This is a genomic window from Nocardioides aquaticus (assembly GCF_018459925.1).
GTDB classification, from domain to species: domain Bacteria; phylum Actinomycetota; class Actinomycetes; order Propionibacteriales; family Nocardioidaceae; genus Nocardioides; species Nocardioides aquaticus.
On the sequence record NZ_CP075371.1, the window covers coordinates 1,575,020 to 1,590,391 of the forward strand.

Here is a 15,372-nt window from a genome sequence, read left to right on the forward strand (position 1 = left end):
TGATGGTGGTCGACGACCACCCGATGTGGCGCGACGCCGTCGAGCGCGACCTGGCCGCGGCCGGCTTCGACGTCGTCGCCGTCGCGGCCACCGGCGCCGAGGCGGTCGCCCGCTTCCCGGCGGCCCGTCCGCAGGTGGTGGTGCTGGACCTGCAGATCCCGCCGCCGTCCGGGGTGGAGGTGACCGGCCAGGTGCTCGCGCACGACCCGTCGGCGCGGGTGCTGATCCTCTCGGCGTCCGGCGAGCAGGACGACGTGCTCGCCGCGGTCAAGGCCGGCGCCACCGGCTACCTGGTCAAGTCGGCCTCCCGGGAGGAGCTGGTCGACGCCGTACGCCGGGTCGCCCGCGGCGAGGCCGTCTTCACCGCCGGGCTGGCCGGGCTGGTGCTGGGGGAGTACCGCCGGCTCTCCGAGCCCGCGCCCGGCCCCGAGCGCCCGCAGCTGACCGAGCGGGAGACGGAGGTGCTGCGGATGGTGGCGACCGGGCTGTCGGCCCGTCAGATCGCCGACCGCCTCGTGCTCTCCCACCGCACGGTGCAGAACCACGTGCAGAACACGCTGCGCAAGCTGCAGCTGCACAACCGGGTCGAGCTGACCCGGTGGGCGATCGAGCAGGGCCTGGACGGCGAGCCGGACGACCCGCGTGCCTGACCCTGCGGGGTGGCGGTGGCGCCGGGCGGGCCCGGCCGACGCCGTGCTGCTGCGCGACCTCGAGCGGGCGGCGAACCTGGCGGCGCTGGCGCACGTGTTCCCGCCGGCGACGTACCCCTTCCCCGACGCCGTGGTCGAGCAGCGCTGGGTCACCGCGCTGCAGGAGCCCGGGGTCGCGGCGTGGGTCGTCGGGCGGGACGGCCCGGGCGGCGCGGAGCCGCTGGGGTTCGTGGCCCACGACGACACCTGGGTGCGGCAGGTCGCCGTACGCCCCGAGGCGTGGGGCACGGGGCTCGGCTCGGCGCTGCTGGACCGAGCCGTCCACGGTGTCCGCGCCCGCGGGGGCCAGCCACGACTGTGGTGCCTGCGCCTGAACGAGCGGGCGCTCGGGCTGTACGGGCGCCGCGGGTGGCGTCGCACCGGCACCGAGCGGGCGGCGGTCCACCCGCCGCACCCGGTCGAGGTCGAGCTCGTCCTGGGCGAGCCGGTCCTGGCAGGATCCGGGGCGTGACCACGCTGCTCGAGGTCGCCGACCGGCTCTACGGCCTCCCCCTGGGCGACTTCACCCCGACCCGGGACGCCCGCGCCCGCGAGCTGCGAGCCGAGGACCGCGCGCTCGCCACGGCCGTCAAGGCGTTGCGCAAGCCGGCCACCGCGGCCTGGGTGGTCAACCAGCTCGTGCGCGGCGAGACCGAGCAGGTCGACCAGCTCCTCGCCGTCGGCGAGGCCCTGCGGGAGGCCCAGCGCGCGATGTCGGCCGACGAGCTGCGGGCCCTCACGCGGCAGCGCCGCCAGGTGACCGCCGCGGTGACCACGCGGGCGCGTGCCGTCGCCCGGGGCCTGGGGGTGAAGGTGACCGGGGCGGTGGGCGACCAGGTCGAGGCGACCCTGACCGCGGCCATGGTCGACGCCGACTGCGCGGCGGCGGTGCGCAGCGGGCTGCTCGTGGCGCCGCTGGCGTCGACCGGGGTGGGGTCCACCGACGTCGCCGCCGCGCTGGCCGCCCCCGAGGCGCTCGGGTTCGCCGCCTCCGGGCGCGAGGACGGGCCGGAGATCGACGGTGCCGCCGGGGTCGAGGGCCGGCACGGGATGCACGTCGTGCCCGACCCGGACGCGCACCTCAAGGCGGTCGCCGCCGCGGACGAGGCCCTGTCGGAGGCCGAGGACCAGCTGGTCGCCGCCACCGAGGAGGAGGCGGCCGCCCGGGAGGAGGTCGCGCAGCTGGAGGCGCGGGGCCTGCAGCTGCAGTCCGAGCTGGAGGAGCTGCGCCGCCGTCTGGCGGAGACCGAGTCGGCCGCCGAGGAGGCCGAGGACGAGCTGGCCGACGCCGAGGAGACCGCCGAGGAGGCCGCCCGCGTGACCGCGACCGCGACGGCCGACCGTGACGCGGCGCAGGCCGTCCGGGACGCGCTCGAGGAGGACTGACCCGGCCCGCGTCGGCCTCTCAGGCCGGCAGCAGGAGGAGCGGGACCCGCAGCCCGGCACAGCAGGCCGCGTCGGTCGTCCCGACGGGACCGGGTGGGACGACCGCGGGCAGCGCCTCGTCCGGGAGCCCGGCGAGGGCCGGTGCGCTCCTGGCCGGGCCGGTGAGGGCGACGTGCTCCAGGCCCCGGGTCGCCCGCGCGACGAGGTACGAGCCGAGGCTGCCGGCGGCGTACCGCCCCTCCAGGACCCCGGCCCAGGTCCGCGGGTCGGTGGCCCCGACCTCCGTCAGCAGCGACGCGACGTCGCCCCGGTGCTCGAGCGGGCGCGGGGCGCCGAGGGTCTCGGCGTCCCACAGCACGGCCCCGGCAGGGGCGTCGACCACGGCCACCTCGCTCACCGGCCCGGGTGCCTGCGCCACGGCCGTCAGCGCCGCGTCCCAGAGGGCCTGGGGCCGGGTCCCGCCGTCGAGCCCGGCCAGGAGCGCCTCGACGTCCCAGACCAGGCGGCTCATCCTCCGCGGACCACGGCCAGGATCCGACGGTCGACCCAGGTCAGGTCGTCGGCGACCCGCATCTCGTAGTTCTCGGTGCCGACCCAGGTGGCCACGTCGGGGTGCCCGGCCGCGGTGGCGTGGGCCTCGAGCTCGGCGCGGACGGCGTCGTCGACCGGTACCTTCTCCTCCTCGGTCGAGGCGGTCAGGTAGAGCGTGTTCAGGTCCAGCAACCGGGCCAGCTCGGGCACCGGGGCCGGGTGGTCGTCGACCCGCAGGTCGACGTCGACGTCGTCGCCGCCGGCGTACCCGGCCCCGTCCCGGACCACCAGCAGCGCCGCGGACTGCCGGCCGCGCTTGTCGCCGCCGGCCTCGTCGGCCGCGCTCAACGCGTCGAGCAGCCGCTGGCCGAGGGGAGCGGTCGGGTCGGAGGCCAGCCAGGCGGTCTCGAGGGCCTCGACGACCTCGGGCCCGGTCAGGCAGTTGCCTTGGACGGCGTACCCGTCACCGGTACGGCCGCCGGCCCAGGGGATGCAGTCCTCGCCGGTGTGGGAGGCCGCGCCCCCGTCGACGTCGACGATGCCGACCTGCCGGTCGGCGCGACCCGGGTCCTCCTCGAGCAGACGCTGCAGGGCGACCGGCGCGGTCGCGCCGTCGTCGAGGTGGGAGAGGGCCAGGCCCTTGTAGGCCACGTTGGCGTCGGCCTGCGTGGCCAGCGCGCCGACGTCGGCGACGGCGGCCGGCACGACCGCGCCGACGGCGAGGAACTTGGAGGCGACGGCGACGCCCCAGGAGTCGCCGTCCTCGGAGCGGGCCACGATGGAGAAGGTCATGCCCTGAGACTAGGAGACCCACGGGGCCGCGCCCTGGACGGGCGCGTCGCGCGTGGGCCGGGTCACAGTAGGGTCGCCCCCGTCTCGTCCGGAGGAACCAAGGAGGACCGTCCATGCGCGTCGGAGTGCTCACCGGGGGTGGTGACTGCCCCGGGCTGAACGCGGTCATCCGCGCCGTCGTGCGGCGGGGTGTCCGCGACCACGGCTTCACCTTCGTCGGCTTCCGCGACGGCTGGCGCGGCCCGCTCGAGGGCGTGACCATGGAGCTCGGCATCGACCAGTGCCGGGGCATCCTCCCGCGCGGCGGCACCATCCTCGGCTCCTCGCGGACCAACCCGCTCGCCGTCGACGGTGGGGTCGAGCGGATCAAGGAGAACCTCGCCGCGGCCGGCGTCGACGCGCTGGTCGCGATCGGGGGGGAGGACACCCTCGGGGTGGCCACCTCGCTCGCCGCGGCCGGGGTCAAGGTGGTCGGCGTGCCGAAGACCATCGACAACGACCTGTCCGGCACCGACTTCACCTTCGGCTTCGACACGGCCGTCAACATCGCCACCGACGCCATCGACCGCCTGCACACCACCGCGGAGAGCCACCACCGGGTGCTCGTCGTCGAGGTGATGGGCCGCCACGCCGGCTGGATCGCGCTCCACGCCGGCCTCGCCGGCGGGGCCAGCGCGGTGCTGATCCCCGAGCAGCCCTTCGACATCGACGCGGTCTGCGCGCACGTCGAGACCCGCTTCAAGAGCGAGTACGCCCCGATCGTCGTGGTGTCCGAGGGCGCCGTCCCGGTCGCGGGTGGCGACATGACGCTCTCGTCGGGTGAGAAGGACGCCTTCGGCCACGTCCGCCTCGGCGGCATCGGCGACCGGCTCGCCTCCGAGATCGAGCACCGCACCGGCAAGGAGGCCCGCGCGGTCGTGCTCGGTCACGTCCAGCGCGGCGGCACCCCCACCGCCTTCGACCGGTGGCTGGCCACCCGCTTCGGCCTGCAGGCCGCCGACGCGGTCGCCGACGGCGACTTCGGCACGATGATGGCGCTGCGCGGCACCCGCATCGAGCGCGTGCCGCTCAGCGAGGGCACCGCCGAGCTGAAGCTGGTGAGCCCGGCGGAGTACGCCGAGGCCGAGGTCTTCTTCGGCTGACCATGACCCTGCTGCTCTCGCGAGCCCTGCGCCGGCTGGGACGGACCCGGGCCTGGGCCCTGCCCGCCCTGATCATCTCGTTCGTGTTCCTCACCAGCTGGCCGCTGATGGTGCTGGCGGAACCGGCCAGCAACACCATCACCGCCCCCGAGAACTACTGGTGGTACTTCGTGGTGACCGCGGCCACCGTCGGCTACGGGGACCACTTCCCGGTCTCGGCGACCGGCCACGTGGTCGGCGCGTACGTCATCCTCGGTGGGATCGTCACGCTGACCACCTTGTTCACCCGGGTCTCGGTGGCCCTCGACAACGCGAAGGGACGACGCATGAAGGGTCTGGCGGACACCGAGGTGTCCGGGCACCTGGTGATCATCGGGTACACGCCCGGTCGCACCGAACGGCTCGTCGACGAGTACACCGCGGAGGGGCGCACCCAGGTCGTGCTGTGCGCCTGGGAGGACGTGCCGGAGCACCCGATGCCCGAGCGCGACGAGGTGGTGTTCGTCCGGGGCGACCTGACCGACGAGGAGGTGCTGCGACGCGCCGGGGTGCAGCGGGCCGCCCGGCTGCTCGTCGACGCCCGCGACGACAACGAGGCGCTCGCGCTCACGGTCGCCGCGATGCATGTCAACCCGGACGTGCACGCCGTGGTGACGCTGCGCGACATGTCGGCCGCCCGCAACCTGTCCTACGTCGACCCGGACGTCAGCTGCGTGCAGTGGCACTCGCCGCGGCTGGTCACCGAGGAGCTCGAGGACCCGGGCATCTCCCAGGTCTACGCCGACCTGATGACCTACGGGGGCCGCAACACCTACAGCGCCCCGCTGCCGGCGGCGCTGGGCGAGGTGCCGTTCGGCCGGGTGCAGGAGGGGCTGGGACGCACCCACGCCGTCACGGTGATCGCGGTGCGCCGCGGCGGGGCGCTCCTCGACCCGCGCTGGGAGTCGACCCTGTCGGGTGACGCGACCCTCTACTACGTCGGGGAGCGACGGCTGACCGCCGAGGAGATCGTCACGGCCGTCGGGTGACCCGTCCGATCGGGCGGCTCACGCGCCGCCGGGCGTCGCTAGCGTGGCCGGGATCAGGAGACCCCGGGTGCGAGGAGCGGACATGCGTGTGACGGAGCTGTGGCGGTTCCCGGTGAAGTCCCTGCAGGGCGAGCGGCTCGACGAGGCCGCCCTCGGGGAGCTGGGCATCGAGGGGGACCGCCGGTACGCGATCTTCGACCTCGGGACCGGGTTTGGGCTCACCGCGCGGCGCGAGCCGCAGATGCTGTTCGCCTCTGCCCGGACGACGCCCGACGGGGTGGAGGTCGTCCTGCCCGACGGCTCGGTCGCCGCCGACGACGCCGCGCTGTCGGCGTGGCTCGGTCGCCCGGTCGCACTGCGGTCCATGGCGGAGGTCGAGGAGCGGCGGTACGAGAACCCCGACGACACCGAGACCGAGGCCGCGGCCTCGTGGGGCCCGTTCACCGGGGCCGGCGGCGCGTTCCACGACTCCGCGGGCGCCACGGTCACGGTGCTGTCCACCGCCAGCATGGACGGTGAGCCCACCCGCAGGTTCCGCGCCAACGTGGTGGTCGACGAGGCCGGGGAGGACGGCCTCGTCGGGCACGCCGTACGGATCGGCGCCGCGACCGTCGCGGTGACCACGCCGGTCCCGCGGTGCGTGATGGTCACCCGCGCGCAGCCCGACGGCATCGAGGTCGACCGCGAGGTGCTGCGCGGCATCCACCGCGAGCACGGCGGCAACCTGGCGGTCGGTGGCTCGGTGAGCGTCCCCGGCACGGTGCGCGTCGGCGACGAGCTGGTCACCGCGGAGCCGCTGACCTGACACCCACCGCGCGGGACGTCAGACGGAGGGGGCGGTGACCACGCCGCCGTCCGTATGACGTCCCGGGCCTCAGCCGGCCAGGTGGCCCCAGGACGGGGCGAGGTCGCTCCACGGCCCGGTCGCGGCGACCTCGCCGTCGACGAGCACCACGACCCGGTCGGCCTGGGTGAGAGCGGCCCACTTCGAGGTGGAGCCGAGCACGGCGGTGCCGCGGGCGCGCAGCGCGGCCCACAGCTCGACCTCGGTGGTGGCGTCGAGCGCGCTCGAGACGTCGTCGGCGAGCAGCAGCTCGGTCTCGGCCGCGAGCGCCCGGGCCAGCGCCAGGCGCTGCACCTGCCCGCCGGACAGGCGTACGCCGCGGTGGCCGACGACGGCGTCCGGCCCGCCGGCCTCGTCGAGGTCGCGGCCCAGCCGGGCGTCGTCGACCGCGGGGTGCAGGGAGCGGTCGGCGTGGTCGAGGGCGACGTTGTCGGCGAAGGTCCCCGACAGCACCCGCGGCACCTGGGCGACGTGGGCGACCTGGCCGGGACGCAGGAAGGTCTCGGCGTCCTCCACCTCGTGGCCGTTCCACCGGATGCTGCCGGTGTGCTCCACGAGGCCGGCCAGGGCCGAGAGCAGGCTGGACTTGCCGGAGCCGACCTGGCCCAGCAGCAGCACCAGCTCGCCCGGCCCGACGTGCAGGTCGACGCCGGAGACGCCGATCGTGCCGTCGTCGTGGATCGCGCCGAGGCCGCTGACCCGCAGCTCGCGCAGGCGGACCGGTTCACCGGCGAGGTCCGGGGCGGGGGCGGCGCCGGAGACCAGGTCGATCCCGGCGGGCACCATCATCATCTCGTCGCCGCCGGCCAGCCGGGAGGTCGCGCGGGCCCAGGCGCGCACGCCCGGCGCCTCGGTGATCACCGCGCCGGCGACCCGGCCGAACCAGTCGAAGCCGGTGACGGCGCCGGCCACCAGCAGCGCCGTCGCCAGCTCCCACCCGCCGAGCAGCAGCACCGCCCAGGCGGCGACGACCCCGGCCTGCACCATCAGCACCGGCACGCCGGCCAGCAGCGCCTGCACCCGGTGCTCCTTGACCGCGGCGTCGACCCGGCCGCCGTCCACCCGCAGCAGGTGGGCGTGCACGGCCGGGGTGGCGGCGGCGAGCTTGACGGTGCGCGCGGACTCCAGCGCCGAGACCAGGGACCGGCCGAAGTCGGCGCGCGAGGTCGACGCCGCGGCGGCCGAGCGGCCGGCGACGGGTGAGCCCAGCGCCGAGGCGGCGGCGGAGACGCCCATCACCGTCATCAGCACCCCGCCGGCGAGCAGGCTGCCGCTGAGCAGGGTGGTGACCACGACGACGCCGAGCCCGTTCAGCACGTCGACCCAGCGGTCGGCGTAGCGGGCCAGCCGGTCGGCGTCCATGGCCCGGGCCACGGCCTCGCCGGGCGGGGTGCGGCGCAGGCGGTGCTGGCGGGTCTGGGCCACCAGCACGGACTGGCGCACCCGCAGCATCACCGCGACCCACCAGCGCGGGTAGCGCCGGATCGCCGAGGCCAGCAGCAGCGGCGCGGCCATCAGCGAGACGACCACGGCCACGGCCAGCGCGACGGTGGTGGTCCCGGTGTCCCGGCCCTCCTGCAGGCCCTGGACCAGCTCGCCCCAGGCCAGGCCGGTCAGCGCCCCGAACGAGCCGACCAGCGAGGTCAGCAGGAAGAGCCCGGCGGGGAACAGGCCCCACGTCGGGTGGATGGACAGCGCGCGCACCACGGTGCGGGACAGGCTCGGCCCGTGGCCGGGGTCGCGCAGCGGCGGCGGGGGACCGGTCCGCCGGACGCCGCCGATGGCGGCCGCCGCGACCGGGGCCGCCGGCTCGTCGGGCTCGTCGAGGGTGCTCGGGGCGGGGTCGCTGGGGGTGGCGGCGGCCTGCATCAGGCGGCGCAGCGGACCGTACTCGCCGGCCAGCACCGTCCGCGGCCCCTGCTGCACCACCCGGCCGGACTCGAGCACCACCACGTGGTCGGCGCGCTGGATGGTCGCCAGCCGGTGCGCCACGAGCAGGCCGGTCCGCCCGGCCAGCAGCCGGTCGGCGGCGCGCACGACCTGGGCCTCGGTGTGGGGGTCCATCCGGGCGGTGGCCTCGTCGAGCACCACGACGCTGACGTCGCGCACCAGGAGCCGGGCGAAGGCGACCAGCTGCTCCTCGCCGGCCGAGAGCGTCGTGCCGCCGGGGCCGAGCGGGGTGTCCAGGCCGGCGGGAAGGCCGGCCACCCAGTCCTCCAGGCCCAGCTCGACGACGGCCGCCTCGACCCGGGCCCGGGGGACCGCGCCGAAGAGCGCGATGTTCTCGGCGAGGGTCCCGGCCAGGATCTCGGTGCGCTGGCTGACCACCCCGACGGCGCGGCGCAGGTGCTGCAGGTCGACGTCGAGCACGTCGCGGCCGCCGAGCAGCACGGTGCCCGGGGGCGGGTCGGCGGCGCGGGAGACCAGGGAGACCAGGGTCGACTTGCCCGAGCCGGTCCGGCCCACCAGCGCGCAGGTGCGCCCGGCCGGCAGGGAGACCCGCACGTCGCTGAGGACCGGGCCCCCGGCGCCGGGGTAGGAGTACGACAGCCCGCGCAGCTCGAGGTCCAGGGCGCCCTCGGGCAGGTCCCGGCCGCCGACCGGCTCTTCGGGCGCGGCGAGCAGCTGGCGCAGCCGGATGACCGCGCCCAGTCCGGCCTGGAGGTCCGGCAGGTGCCGCGCCAGCTGGTCGATCTGGCCCACGAAGGTCGAGGTGACCAGGAACAGGGTGACCAGCTCGCCCACCGAGAGCCGCTCGGCGGTGGCCAGGGCGACCCCGGCCACCGCGATGCCGGCGAGCAGCGCGTGCAGCAGGACGCCGGTGCGGCGCGTCATCTGGGTCTCGAGCCGCAGCACGTCGTCGAAGCGGCGGTGCACCAGCGCGGTCAGCTCGGCCGAGCGGCGCATCAGGAAGGGCTGGCCGAGGCTGGTGCGCAGGTCGTCGCGACCGGCGATCCCCTCCTCCATCACCGCGGCGTGGTCGGTCCAGGCCATCTCCTCCAGGACCTTGCGGCGGGCGACCTCGCCGAGCAGCGGGCGGACGAGCGCCAGCGCCGCGATGGTGAAGAGCGGGAACAGGATCCAGGCCGGCCACCAGGTCAGCCCGGCCACGACCCACATCGGCACGGTGACCAGCGCGGTGCGCAGGGCGTCCCACGCGGACTGGCGCAGCAGCGAGCCGACCTCGTAGGTGTCGTCGTCGACGCGGTCCAGGACCTCGCCGACCGCCTGGTCGGAGAGCACCTCCAGCGGCTGGAGCAGGGCCGCGGCCAGCAGGTCGGCGCGCAGCCGGCCCTCGGCGCGGTCGACGACGGCGGCCCAGACCGTGCGGCCGACGGTGTCCAGCAGCGCCCCGCCGACCAGGCACAGCGCCAGGGCGCCCACCAGCATCCCCGTGGGGCTCTCGGCGACCTGGCCCGCGACGACCGTGCCGAGGGCCTGGCCGAGGGCGGCCACGGCGGCGACGGAGACCGCGAGCACGCTCGCGGGCCCCCGCAGCCGGGCCAGGTCGAGGCGCCGCTCGGGCCGGTCGACGGGCTGCACCGGGGTGCCCTCGTCGAGGTGGTCGGGGGCGGGGCGCGTGGTGGTCATGGCGTGGAGGGACGCTACGCCACCGCACCGACAGCGCTCACCTGCTTTTCGCCCGGAGCCCGGACCGGGTGCGACTGGCCGGGCGCGGTGGTCGACGTGGGCGTGCCGCAGGCGCTTTAGTGGGGCACCCGATCTCGAGGAGGGGCCGATGGGCTCGACCGCAGCCGACACCCAGGACCACGTCATCGAGGAGCCCGAGCTCAAGCGGGTGATGGGGCCCAAGCTCCTCCTTCTCTTCATCGTCGGCGACATCCTCGGTGCCGGCATCTACGCCGTGACCGGCGAGATGGCGCTCGAGGTCGGGGGCGTCGTCTGGCTGCCGTTCCTGATCGCCTTCGGGGTGGCCACCCTGACCGCGCTGTCCTACCTGGAGCTGGTCACCAAGCACCCGCAGGCCGCCGGCGCGGCGCTCTACGCCCACAAGGCGTTCGGCGTGCACTTCGTGACGTTCCTGGTCGCCTTCGCCGTGATCTGCTCGGGCATCACCAGCGCCTCGACCTCGGCGAACCTGCTGGCCACCAACCTGCTCGCCGGGCTCGACGGGGTCGGCTGGTCGGTGCCCCAGGGACAGCTGGCCATCACCGGCGTGGCGCTGGGCTTCATGCTGCTGCTGGCGCTGGTGAACCTGCGCGGGGTGGGGGAGTCGGTCGTCTTCAACGTCGTGCTGACCCTGATCGAGATGCTGGCGCTGGTCGTCGTGATCGGGATCGGCTTCGCGGTGATGGTGCGCGGCGACGCCGACATGTCGCGGGTGGTGGCCTTCGAGTCCGACTCCGACCGGGGCCTGTTCCTCGCCGTCACCGTCGCCACCGCCATCGCGTTCTTCGCCATGGTCGGCTTCGAGGACTCGGTCAACATGGTCGAGGAGACCCACGACCCGCACGGCACCTTCCCCAAGGTGATGCTCACCGGGCTCGGGATCGCGGTCGTCTTCTACGTGCTGGTCGCGATCTCGGTGATCGCGGTCGTGCCTGCGGGCGACCTCGAGCGGGTCGCCAGCCAGGAGGGGAAGGTGCTGCTGAACGTGGTCCGCCTCGGCGCGCCGGACCTCCCGATCGGCACGATCTTCCCGTTCCTGACCGTGGTCGCGGTGGCCAACACCGCCCTGATCAACATGCTGATGGCCAGCCGGCTGCTCTACGGCATGGCCCGCCAGGACGTGCTGCCGCGCTCGCTCGGCAAGGTGCTGCCGGGTCGTCGTACGCCCTGGGTCGGCATCGCCTTCTCGACCGTGCTGGCCCTCGGCCTGATCGTGGTCGTGACCGTGCTGGCCGAGACCTCGGTGATCACGGCGCTGTCCGGCACGACGGCGCTGCTGCTGCTGGGGGTGTTCACCGTGGTCAACATCGCCTGCCTGGTCCTGCGCCGCGACCAGGACGTGCCCGGTGGCTTCCGCGCCCCGCGCTGGACCCCGTACGCCGGGGCGGTGGCCTCCGCGTTCCTGATGGGCCCCTGGGCCCGGGACCGGGAGGACTGGATCCAGTACTCCGTCGGCGGGGGCCTGCTGGTCCTCGGCGTGGTCCTGTGGGGCCTCACCGCGCTGGTGAACCGCCGGGCCCGCGACCGCAGCGCCCGGTTCGACGACGTGGGCAGCCTCGGCGGCTGACCCCGGAGCTCCCGCGTCCACGGCGGGGATCGTGGTCGGGGAGCCGGGTGCGACCCGCGTACCCTGGCGCGTGTGAGCAGCTTCCCCGACCTCGCGGCCCTGCACGCCATCGGCGCCGCGCAGCAGCCGACCTACCCCGACGCCGCGGCCGTCGACGCCGCCGTCGCGCGGCTGCGCCGGATGCCCCCGCTGGTGTTCGCCGGCGAGTGCGACGACCTGACCGCGAAGATGGCCGCGGTCAGCCGCGGCGAGGCGTTCCTGCTCCAGGGCGGCGACTGCGCGGAGACCTTCGACGGCGTCACCGCCGAGAACGTCCGCAACAAGCTGCGGGTGCTGCTCCAGATGGCCGTCGTGCTGACCTACGCCGGCTCCGTGCCGGTGGTCAAGCTCGGCCGGCTCGCCGGGCAGTACGCCAAGCCGCGCTCCTCTGACCTGGAGACCCGCGAGATCGACGGCGAGAAGATCACCCTGCCGGCCTACCGCGGCGACGCGGTCAACGGCTTCGACTTCACCGAGGCCTCCCGGATCCCCGACCCGCAGCGCCTGCTCGACGTCTACAACTCCTCCGCGGCCACCCTCAACCTGGTCCGCGCGTTCGTCACCGGCGGGTACGCCGACCTGCGCCAGGTCCACGAGTGGAACACCGACTTCGTGCGCACCTCCGCGGCCGGGCAGCGCTACGAGCAGGTCGCGGCCGAGATCGACCGCGCGATGTCCTTCATGCGCGCGATCGGGGCCGACCCCCAGGAGCTGCGCCGCGTCGACTTCCACTCCAGCCACGAGGCGCTGCTGATGGAGTACGAGCACGCGATGACGCGGATCGACTCGCGCACCGACGAGCCGTACAACGTCTCGGGCCACTTCGTGTGGATCGGTGAGCGCACCCGCCAGCTCGACGGCGCGCACGTGGAGTACTTCCGCCACATCCGCAACCCGATCGGCTGCAAGCTCGGCCCGACGGCCACGGCCGACGACGCGCTGGACCTCGCGGCGAAGCTGAACCCGGACAACACCCCGGGCAGGCTGACGTTCATCACCCGTTTCGGCGCCTCCAAGATCCGGGACGGCCTGCCGCAGCTGGTGGAGAAGGTCACCGCGGAGGGCGTCAACGTGGCCTGGGTCTGCGACCCGATGCACGGCAACACCTTCGAGTCGAGCACGGGCTACAAGACCCGCCGCTTCGACGACGTGGTCGACGAGGTGCAGGGCTTCTTCGACGTGCACCGTTCCCTGGGCACCTGGCCCGGCGGGATCCTGGTCGAGATGACCGGCGACGACGTCACCGAGTGCATCGGCGGGGGCGAGGAGATCGACGAGGCCGGCCTGGCCCACCGCTACGAGTCGGTGGTCGACCCGCGCCTGAACCGGGTGCAGTCCCTCGAGCTGGCCTTCCTCGTCGCGGAGATGCTGCGCCAGGCATGAGCGACACCTCTGCGGCCCTCGACGGCCGCCCGGTCGACCTGCGCTCGGACACCGTGACCCGCCCGACCCGGGCGATGCGCACGGCCATGGCCGAGGCCGAGGTCGGCGACGACGTCTACGGCGAGGACCCGACCGTGCTGGCCCTCGAGGAGCGGGTCGCGGACCTGTTCGGCCACGAGGCGGCGCTGTTCGTGCCGACCGGGTCGATGGGCAACGTGCTGGCCGTCCGGGCCCTCGTCCCGGTCGGGCGCGAGCTGCTCTGCGAGTCCTCCTCCCACGTGGTCCGCGCCGAGCTGGGCGCGCACGCGGCGTACTCGGGTCTGACGACCCGCACCTGGACCCACCCGCGCGGGCTGGTCGACCTGGACGCCGTCCGGGGCCTCCACGCCCCCGACCTCGGGCCGTACTTCGTGCCGACCGCGGCGGTCGCGGTCGAGAACACCCACAACTTCGCCGGCGGCACCGTCAACCCGCTGGGCGCCCTGCAGGACCTGCGCGAGTGGGCGACCGGGGTCGGGGTCGCGGTGCACCTGGACGGTGCCCGGATCTGGAACGCCCACGTCGCCACCGGGACGCCGCTGCGGGAGTACGGCGCCGTGGTCGACACCCTGAGCGTGTGCCTGTCCAAGGGCCTCGGCGCGCCGATCGGCTCGGTGCTGGTCGGCAGCCGCGCGGTGGCCGACGAGGCCCGGGTCTGGCGCAAGCGGATGGGCGGCGGGATGCGTCAGGTGGGGATCCTGGCCGCCGCCGGCCTGCACGCCCTCGAGCACCACGTCGAGCGGCTGGCCGACGACCACGAGCACGCCCGCCTGCTGGCCGAGGCCGTGGGCGTGGACCCCGCCGGGGTCGACACCAACATCGTGGTCGTGCCCCGCAGCGACGCGGCCGACTTCGTGCTCGCGGCCCGCGAGCAGGGCGTCCTGGTCTCGGCGGTCGGCCCCACCACGGTCCGCCTGGTCACCCACCTCGACGTCACCCGCGCGCAGGTCGACCGCGCCGCCACCGTCCTGGGGCGCCTGGCTGCGTCCTGACCCGCCGAGATGACGCTCGCGGACAGCCGAGATGACGCTCGCGGCGCCTCGAGGTGACGGTCGCGGACAGGCCGGGCGTCAGGGGCGCAGCGACTGGAGCGCCCTGACCTGGGCGTCGTCGGGCTCGTTCGACCCCGGCGTCTCCAGGACGAACGGGACGCCCGCGGTCGCCGGGTGGGCGAGCAGCTCGCGGAAGGCGTCCAGTCCCAGCGGCCCCTCGCCGATCCGCTCGTGACGGTCGCGCATCGAGCCCCGTGCGTCCTTCGAGTCGTTGGCGTGCACCAGCCGCAGCAGGTCCGGCCCGCCCAGCTCGACCACCCGGTCGAGGGTCGCGGCCGCACCCCCCGGCTCGTCCAGCGGCGCGCCCGCCGCGAAGACGTGGCAGGTGTCGAGGCACAGGCCGACGCGCGGGTGCCGCCCGAGGACGTCGAGGTACGCCGGGAGGTCGTCGACGCCGGCGCACAGGCTGCGGCCCTGGCCCGCGGTCGGCTCGAGCAGCAGCCAGGGGGAGTCCTCGCCCAGCGCCGTCAGGGTGTCCAGGACGGGCGCCAGGGCGTCGCCGACCTGGCGCAGCGCGGCGGCGTGCCGCGCGGCGGCCTCCTGCGCGCCGAGCTGCGCGTCGACGTACGACCCGGTGTGCACCACGACGCCCTCGGCGCCCATCCGCACGGCCCGGGCCAGGTTGTGCGCCACCAGGGCGACCGACCGCTCGACGGTTGCGGTGGTCGGGCTGCCCAGGTTGACCAGGTACGGGGTGTGCACGAACACCCGCAGGCCGCGCTCGGCGGTGGCGGCGGCGAAGCGGGCGTCCTCGGCGGCGTCGCCGGCGGAGAGGGCCCAGCCGCGCGGGTTGCCGACGAAGACCTGGAACGTCTCGCAGCCCAGCGCCTCGGCCCGCGCGAGCGCCCCGGCGACGAGCCCCTTGCCGACCGGGACGTGGGTGCCGACGGGGTTGCGCATGGCGCCGACCGTACGACCCGGGCCGGCACCGCCCACGACCGGCACCGGCCGTCCGGTGCGCCTCCCCGTGCGGGCGGCGCCCGGGCCCTAGGCTCGGGCTCGTGATGGTCCTGCTGTGGCTCCTGCCCCCGGTCGTGGCGACCGTGCTGGCGATGCTCTGGGTGGGCTGGCTGGGCCGCGAGGGCCGCGGCGAGGTCGACCGCGAGACCGCCGTGCGTCGGATGGGCGAGGCGCTGTCGTCGCCGCAGCGCACCCCGGGGTACGCCGTGGCGCCCCCCGAGGCCGACCGCAGCACCGGCGTGGCCGTCCGCCCCTCCCGCCGCGCCTCCTGACCTGCGCCTGCCTGCCGG

Annotated in this window: 14 protein-coding genes; 10 read left to right on the forward strand and 4 right to left on the reverse strand. The window is 75.4% G+C overall.

Annotated elements, in window-relative coordinates:
* The first annotated feature begins 2 nt into the window (after window positions 1-2).
* The 3 genes from ENKNEFLB_RS07635 to ENKNEFLB_RS07645 are packed head-to-tail and all read left to right on the forward strand — an operon-like array spanning window position 3 to window position 2,075.
* Complete coding sequence (locus ENKNEFLB_RS07635) at window positions 3-650, forward strand: response regulator (RefSeq protein ID WP_214059379.1); 648 nt, start codon at window positions 3-5, stop codon at window positions 648-650.
* Window positions 643-1,161: a GNAT family N-acetyltransferase gene (locus ENKNEFLB_RS07640; RefSeq protein WP_214058634.1), complete on the forward strand. Its 519-nt coding sequence runs from the start codon at window positions 643-645 to the stop codon at window positions 1,159-1,161. Before ENKNEFLB_RS07635 ends, ENKNEFLB_RS07640 begins: the two co-directional genes overlap by 8 nt.
* Window positions 1,158-2,075 carry a hypothetical protein gene (locus ENKNEFLB_RS07645; RefSeq protein WP_214058635.1) on the forward strand — a complete coding sequence of 306 codons (918 nt, stop codon included), beginning with the start codon at window positions 1,158-1,160 and terminating at the stop codon, window positions 2,073-2,075. Before ENKNEFLB_RS07640 ends, ENKNEFLB_RS07645 begins: the two co-directional genes overlap by 4 nt.
* 19 nt (window positions 2,076-2,094) lie before the next feature.
* Here the strand turns inward: ENKNEFLB_RS07645 and ENKNEFLB_RS07650 are convergent, their stop codons facing one another.
* Both ENKNEFLB_RS07650 and ENKNEFLB_RS07655 read right to left on the reverse strand, forming a co-directional pair.
* Window positions 2,095-2,586: a hypothetical protein gene (locus ENKNEFLB_RS07650; protein ID WP_214058636.1), complete on the reverse strand. Its 492-nt coding sequence runs from the start codon at window positions 2,584-2,586 to the stop codon at window positions 2,095-2,097.
* Complete coding sequence (locus ENKNEFLB_RS07655) at window positions 2,583-3,398, reverse strand: DUF1028 domain-containing protein (RefSeq protein ID WP_214058637.1); 816 nt, start codon at window positions 3,396-3,398, stop codon at window positions 2,583-2,585. The genes ENKNEFLB_RS07650 and ENKNEFLB_RS07655 overlap by 4 nt, the downstream gene beginning before the upstream one ends.
* Window positions 3,399-3,511: 113 nt before the next feature.
* On the opposite strand from ENKNEFLB_RS07655, the gene ENKNEFLB_RS07660 reads away from it, so the two are divergent.
* The 3 genes from ENKNEFLB_RS07660 to ENKNEFLB_RS07670 all read left to right on the forward strand — a co-directional run bounded on the left by ENKNEFLB_RS07660 (window position 3,512) and on the right by ENKNEFLB_RS07670 (window position 6,373).
* Entirely contained in the window at window positions 3,512-4,540 is a 1,029-nt protein-coding gene (locus ENKNEFLB_RS07660) for a 6-phosphofructokinase (RefSeq protein WP_214058638.1), read from the forward strand.
* 2 nt (window positions 4,541-4,542) lie between these two features.
* Window positions 4,543-5,568, forward strand: a complete 1,026-nt coding sequence (locus ENKNEFLB_RS07665; RefSeq protein WP_214058639.1) for an NAD-binding protein — start codon at window positions 4,543-4,545, stop codon at window positions 5,566-5,568.
* An 82-nt stretch (window positions 5,569-5,650) separates the two neighbouring features.
* Complete coding sequence (locus ENKNEFLB_RS07670) at window positions 5,651-6,373, forward strand: MOSC domain-containing protein (protein ID WP_214058640.1); 723 nt, start codon at window positions 5,651-5,653, stop codon at window positions 6,371-6,373.
* 69 nt (window positions 6,374-6,442) lie between these two features.
* On the opposite strand, the gene ENKNEFLB_RS07675 is transcribed toward ENKNEFLB_RS07670, so the two are convergent.
* A complete protein-coding gene (locus ENKNEFLB_RS07675) occupies window positions 6,443-10,003 on the reverse strand; it encodes an ATP-binding cassette domain-containing protein (RefSeq protein ID WP_214058641.1) in 3,561 nt (1,186 codons plus the stop codon).
* A 148-nt stretch (window positions 10,004-10,151) separates the two neighbouring features.
* Here ENKNEFLB_RS07675 and ENKNEFLB_RS07680 point away from each other — a divergent pair, with 148 nt between their 5' ends.
* The 3 genes from ENKNEFLB_RS07680 (at window position 10,152) to ENKNEFLB_RS07690 (ending at window position 14,062) form a co-directional block, all read left to right on the forward strand.
* The gene (locus ENKNEFLB_RS07680) at window positions 10,152-11,609 is read left to right on the forward strand and encodes an APC family permease (protein ID WP_214058642.1); all 1,458 of its coding nucleotides are present in this window, start codon (window positions 10,152-10,154) and stop codon (window positions 11,607-11,609) included.
* A gap of 72 nt (window positions 11,610-11,681) precedes the next feature.
* The gene (locus tag ENKNEFLB_RS07685; protein WP_214058643.1) at window positions 11,682-13,031 is read left to right on the forward strand and encodes a class II 3-deoxy-7-phosphoheptulonate synthase; all 1,350 of its coding nucleotides are present in this window, start codon (window positions 11,682-11,684) and stop codon (window positions 13,029-13,031) included.
* The gene (locus tag ENKNEFLB_RS07690) at window positions 13,028-14,062 is read left to right on the forward strand and encodes a threonine aldolase family protein (RefSeq protein ID WP_214058644.1); all 1,035 of its coding nucleotides are present in this window, start codon (window positions 13,028-13,030) and stop codon (window positions 14,060-14,062) included. Before ENKNEFLB_RS07685 ends, ENKNEFLB_RS07690 begins: the two co-directional genes overlap by 4 nt.
* Window positions 14,063-14,140: 78 nt before the next feature.
* On the opposite strand, the gene ENKNEFLB_RS07695 is transcribed toward ENKNEFLB_RS07690, so the two are convergent.
* A complete protein-coding gene (locus ENKNEFLB_RS07695; RefSeq protein ID WP_214058645.1) occupies window positions 14,141-15,022 on the reverse strand; it encodes a deoxyribonuclease IV in 882 nt (293 codons plus the stop codon).
* Window positions 15,023-15,126: 104 nt separating this feature from the next.
* Between ENKNEFLB_RS07695 and ENKNEFLB_RS07700 the strand changes: the two genes are divergently transcribed.
* Complete coding sequence (locus ENKNEFLB_RS07700) at window positions 15,127-15,354, forward strand: hypothetical protein (protein WP_246535991.1); 228 nt, start codon at window positions 15,127-15,129, stop codon at window positions 15,352-15,354.
* The last annotated feature ends 18 nt before the right edge of the window (window positions 15,355-15,372 follow it).

Excerpts from the sequence above, each read along its gene's own strand:
- ENKNEFLB_RS07635 (WP_214059379.1), top strand. The coding sequence starts at position 3 with ATGGTGGTCGACGACCACCCGATGTGGCGCGACGCCGTCGAGCGCGAC.
- ENKNEFLB_RS07650 (WP_214058636.1), bottom strand. The coding sequence starts at position 2,586 with ATGAGCCGCCTGGTCTGGGACGTCGAGGCGCTCCTGGCCGGGCTCGAC.
- ENKNEFLB_RS07655 (WP_214058637.1), bottom strand. The coding sequence starts at position 3,398 with ATGACCTTCTCCATCGTGGCCCGCTCCGAGGACGGCGACTCCTGGGGC.
- ENKNEFLB_RS07660 (WP_214058638.1), top strand. The coding sequence starts at position 3,512 with ATGCGCGTCGGAGTGCTCACCGGGGGTGGTGACTGCCCCGGGCTGAAC.
- ENKNEFLB_RS07665 (WP_214058639.1), top strand. The coding sequence starts at position 4,543 with ATGACCCTGCTGCTCTCGCGAGCCCTGCGCCGGCTGGGACGGACCCGG.
- ENKNEFLB_RS07670 (WP_214058640.1), top strand. The coding sequence starts at position 5,651 with ATGCGTGTGACGGAGCTGTGGCGGTTCCCGGTGAAGTCCCTGCAGGGC.
- ENKNEFLB_RS07675 (WP_214058641.1), bottom strand. The coding sequence starts at position 10,003 with ATGACCACCACGCGCCCCGCCCCCGACCACCTCGACGAGGGCACCCCG.
- ENKNEFLB_RS07680 (WP_214058642.1), top strand. The coding sequence starts at position 10,152 with ATGGGCTCGACCGCAGCCGACACCCAGGACCACGTCATCGAGGAGCCC.
- ENKNEFLB_RS07690 (WP_214058644.1), top strand. The coding sequence starts at position 13,028 with ATGAGCGACACCTCTGCGGCCCTCGACGGCCGCCCGGTCGACCTGCGC.
- ENKNEFLB_RS07695 (WP_214058645.1), bottom strand. The coding sequence starts at position 15,022 with ATGCGCAACCCCGTCGGCACCCACGTCCCGGTCGGCAAGGGGCTCGTC.
- ENKNEFLB_RS07700 (WP_246535991.1), top strand. The coding sequence starts at position 15,127 with ATGGTCCTGCTGTGGCTCCTGCCCCCGGTCGTGGCGACCGTGCTGGCG.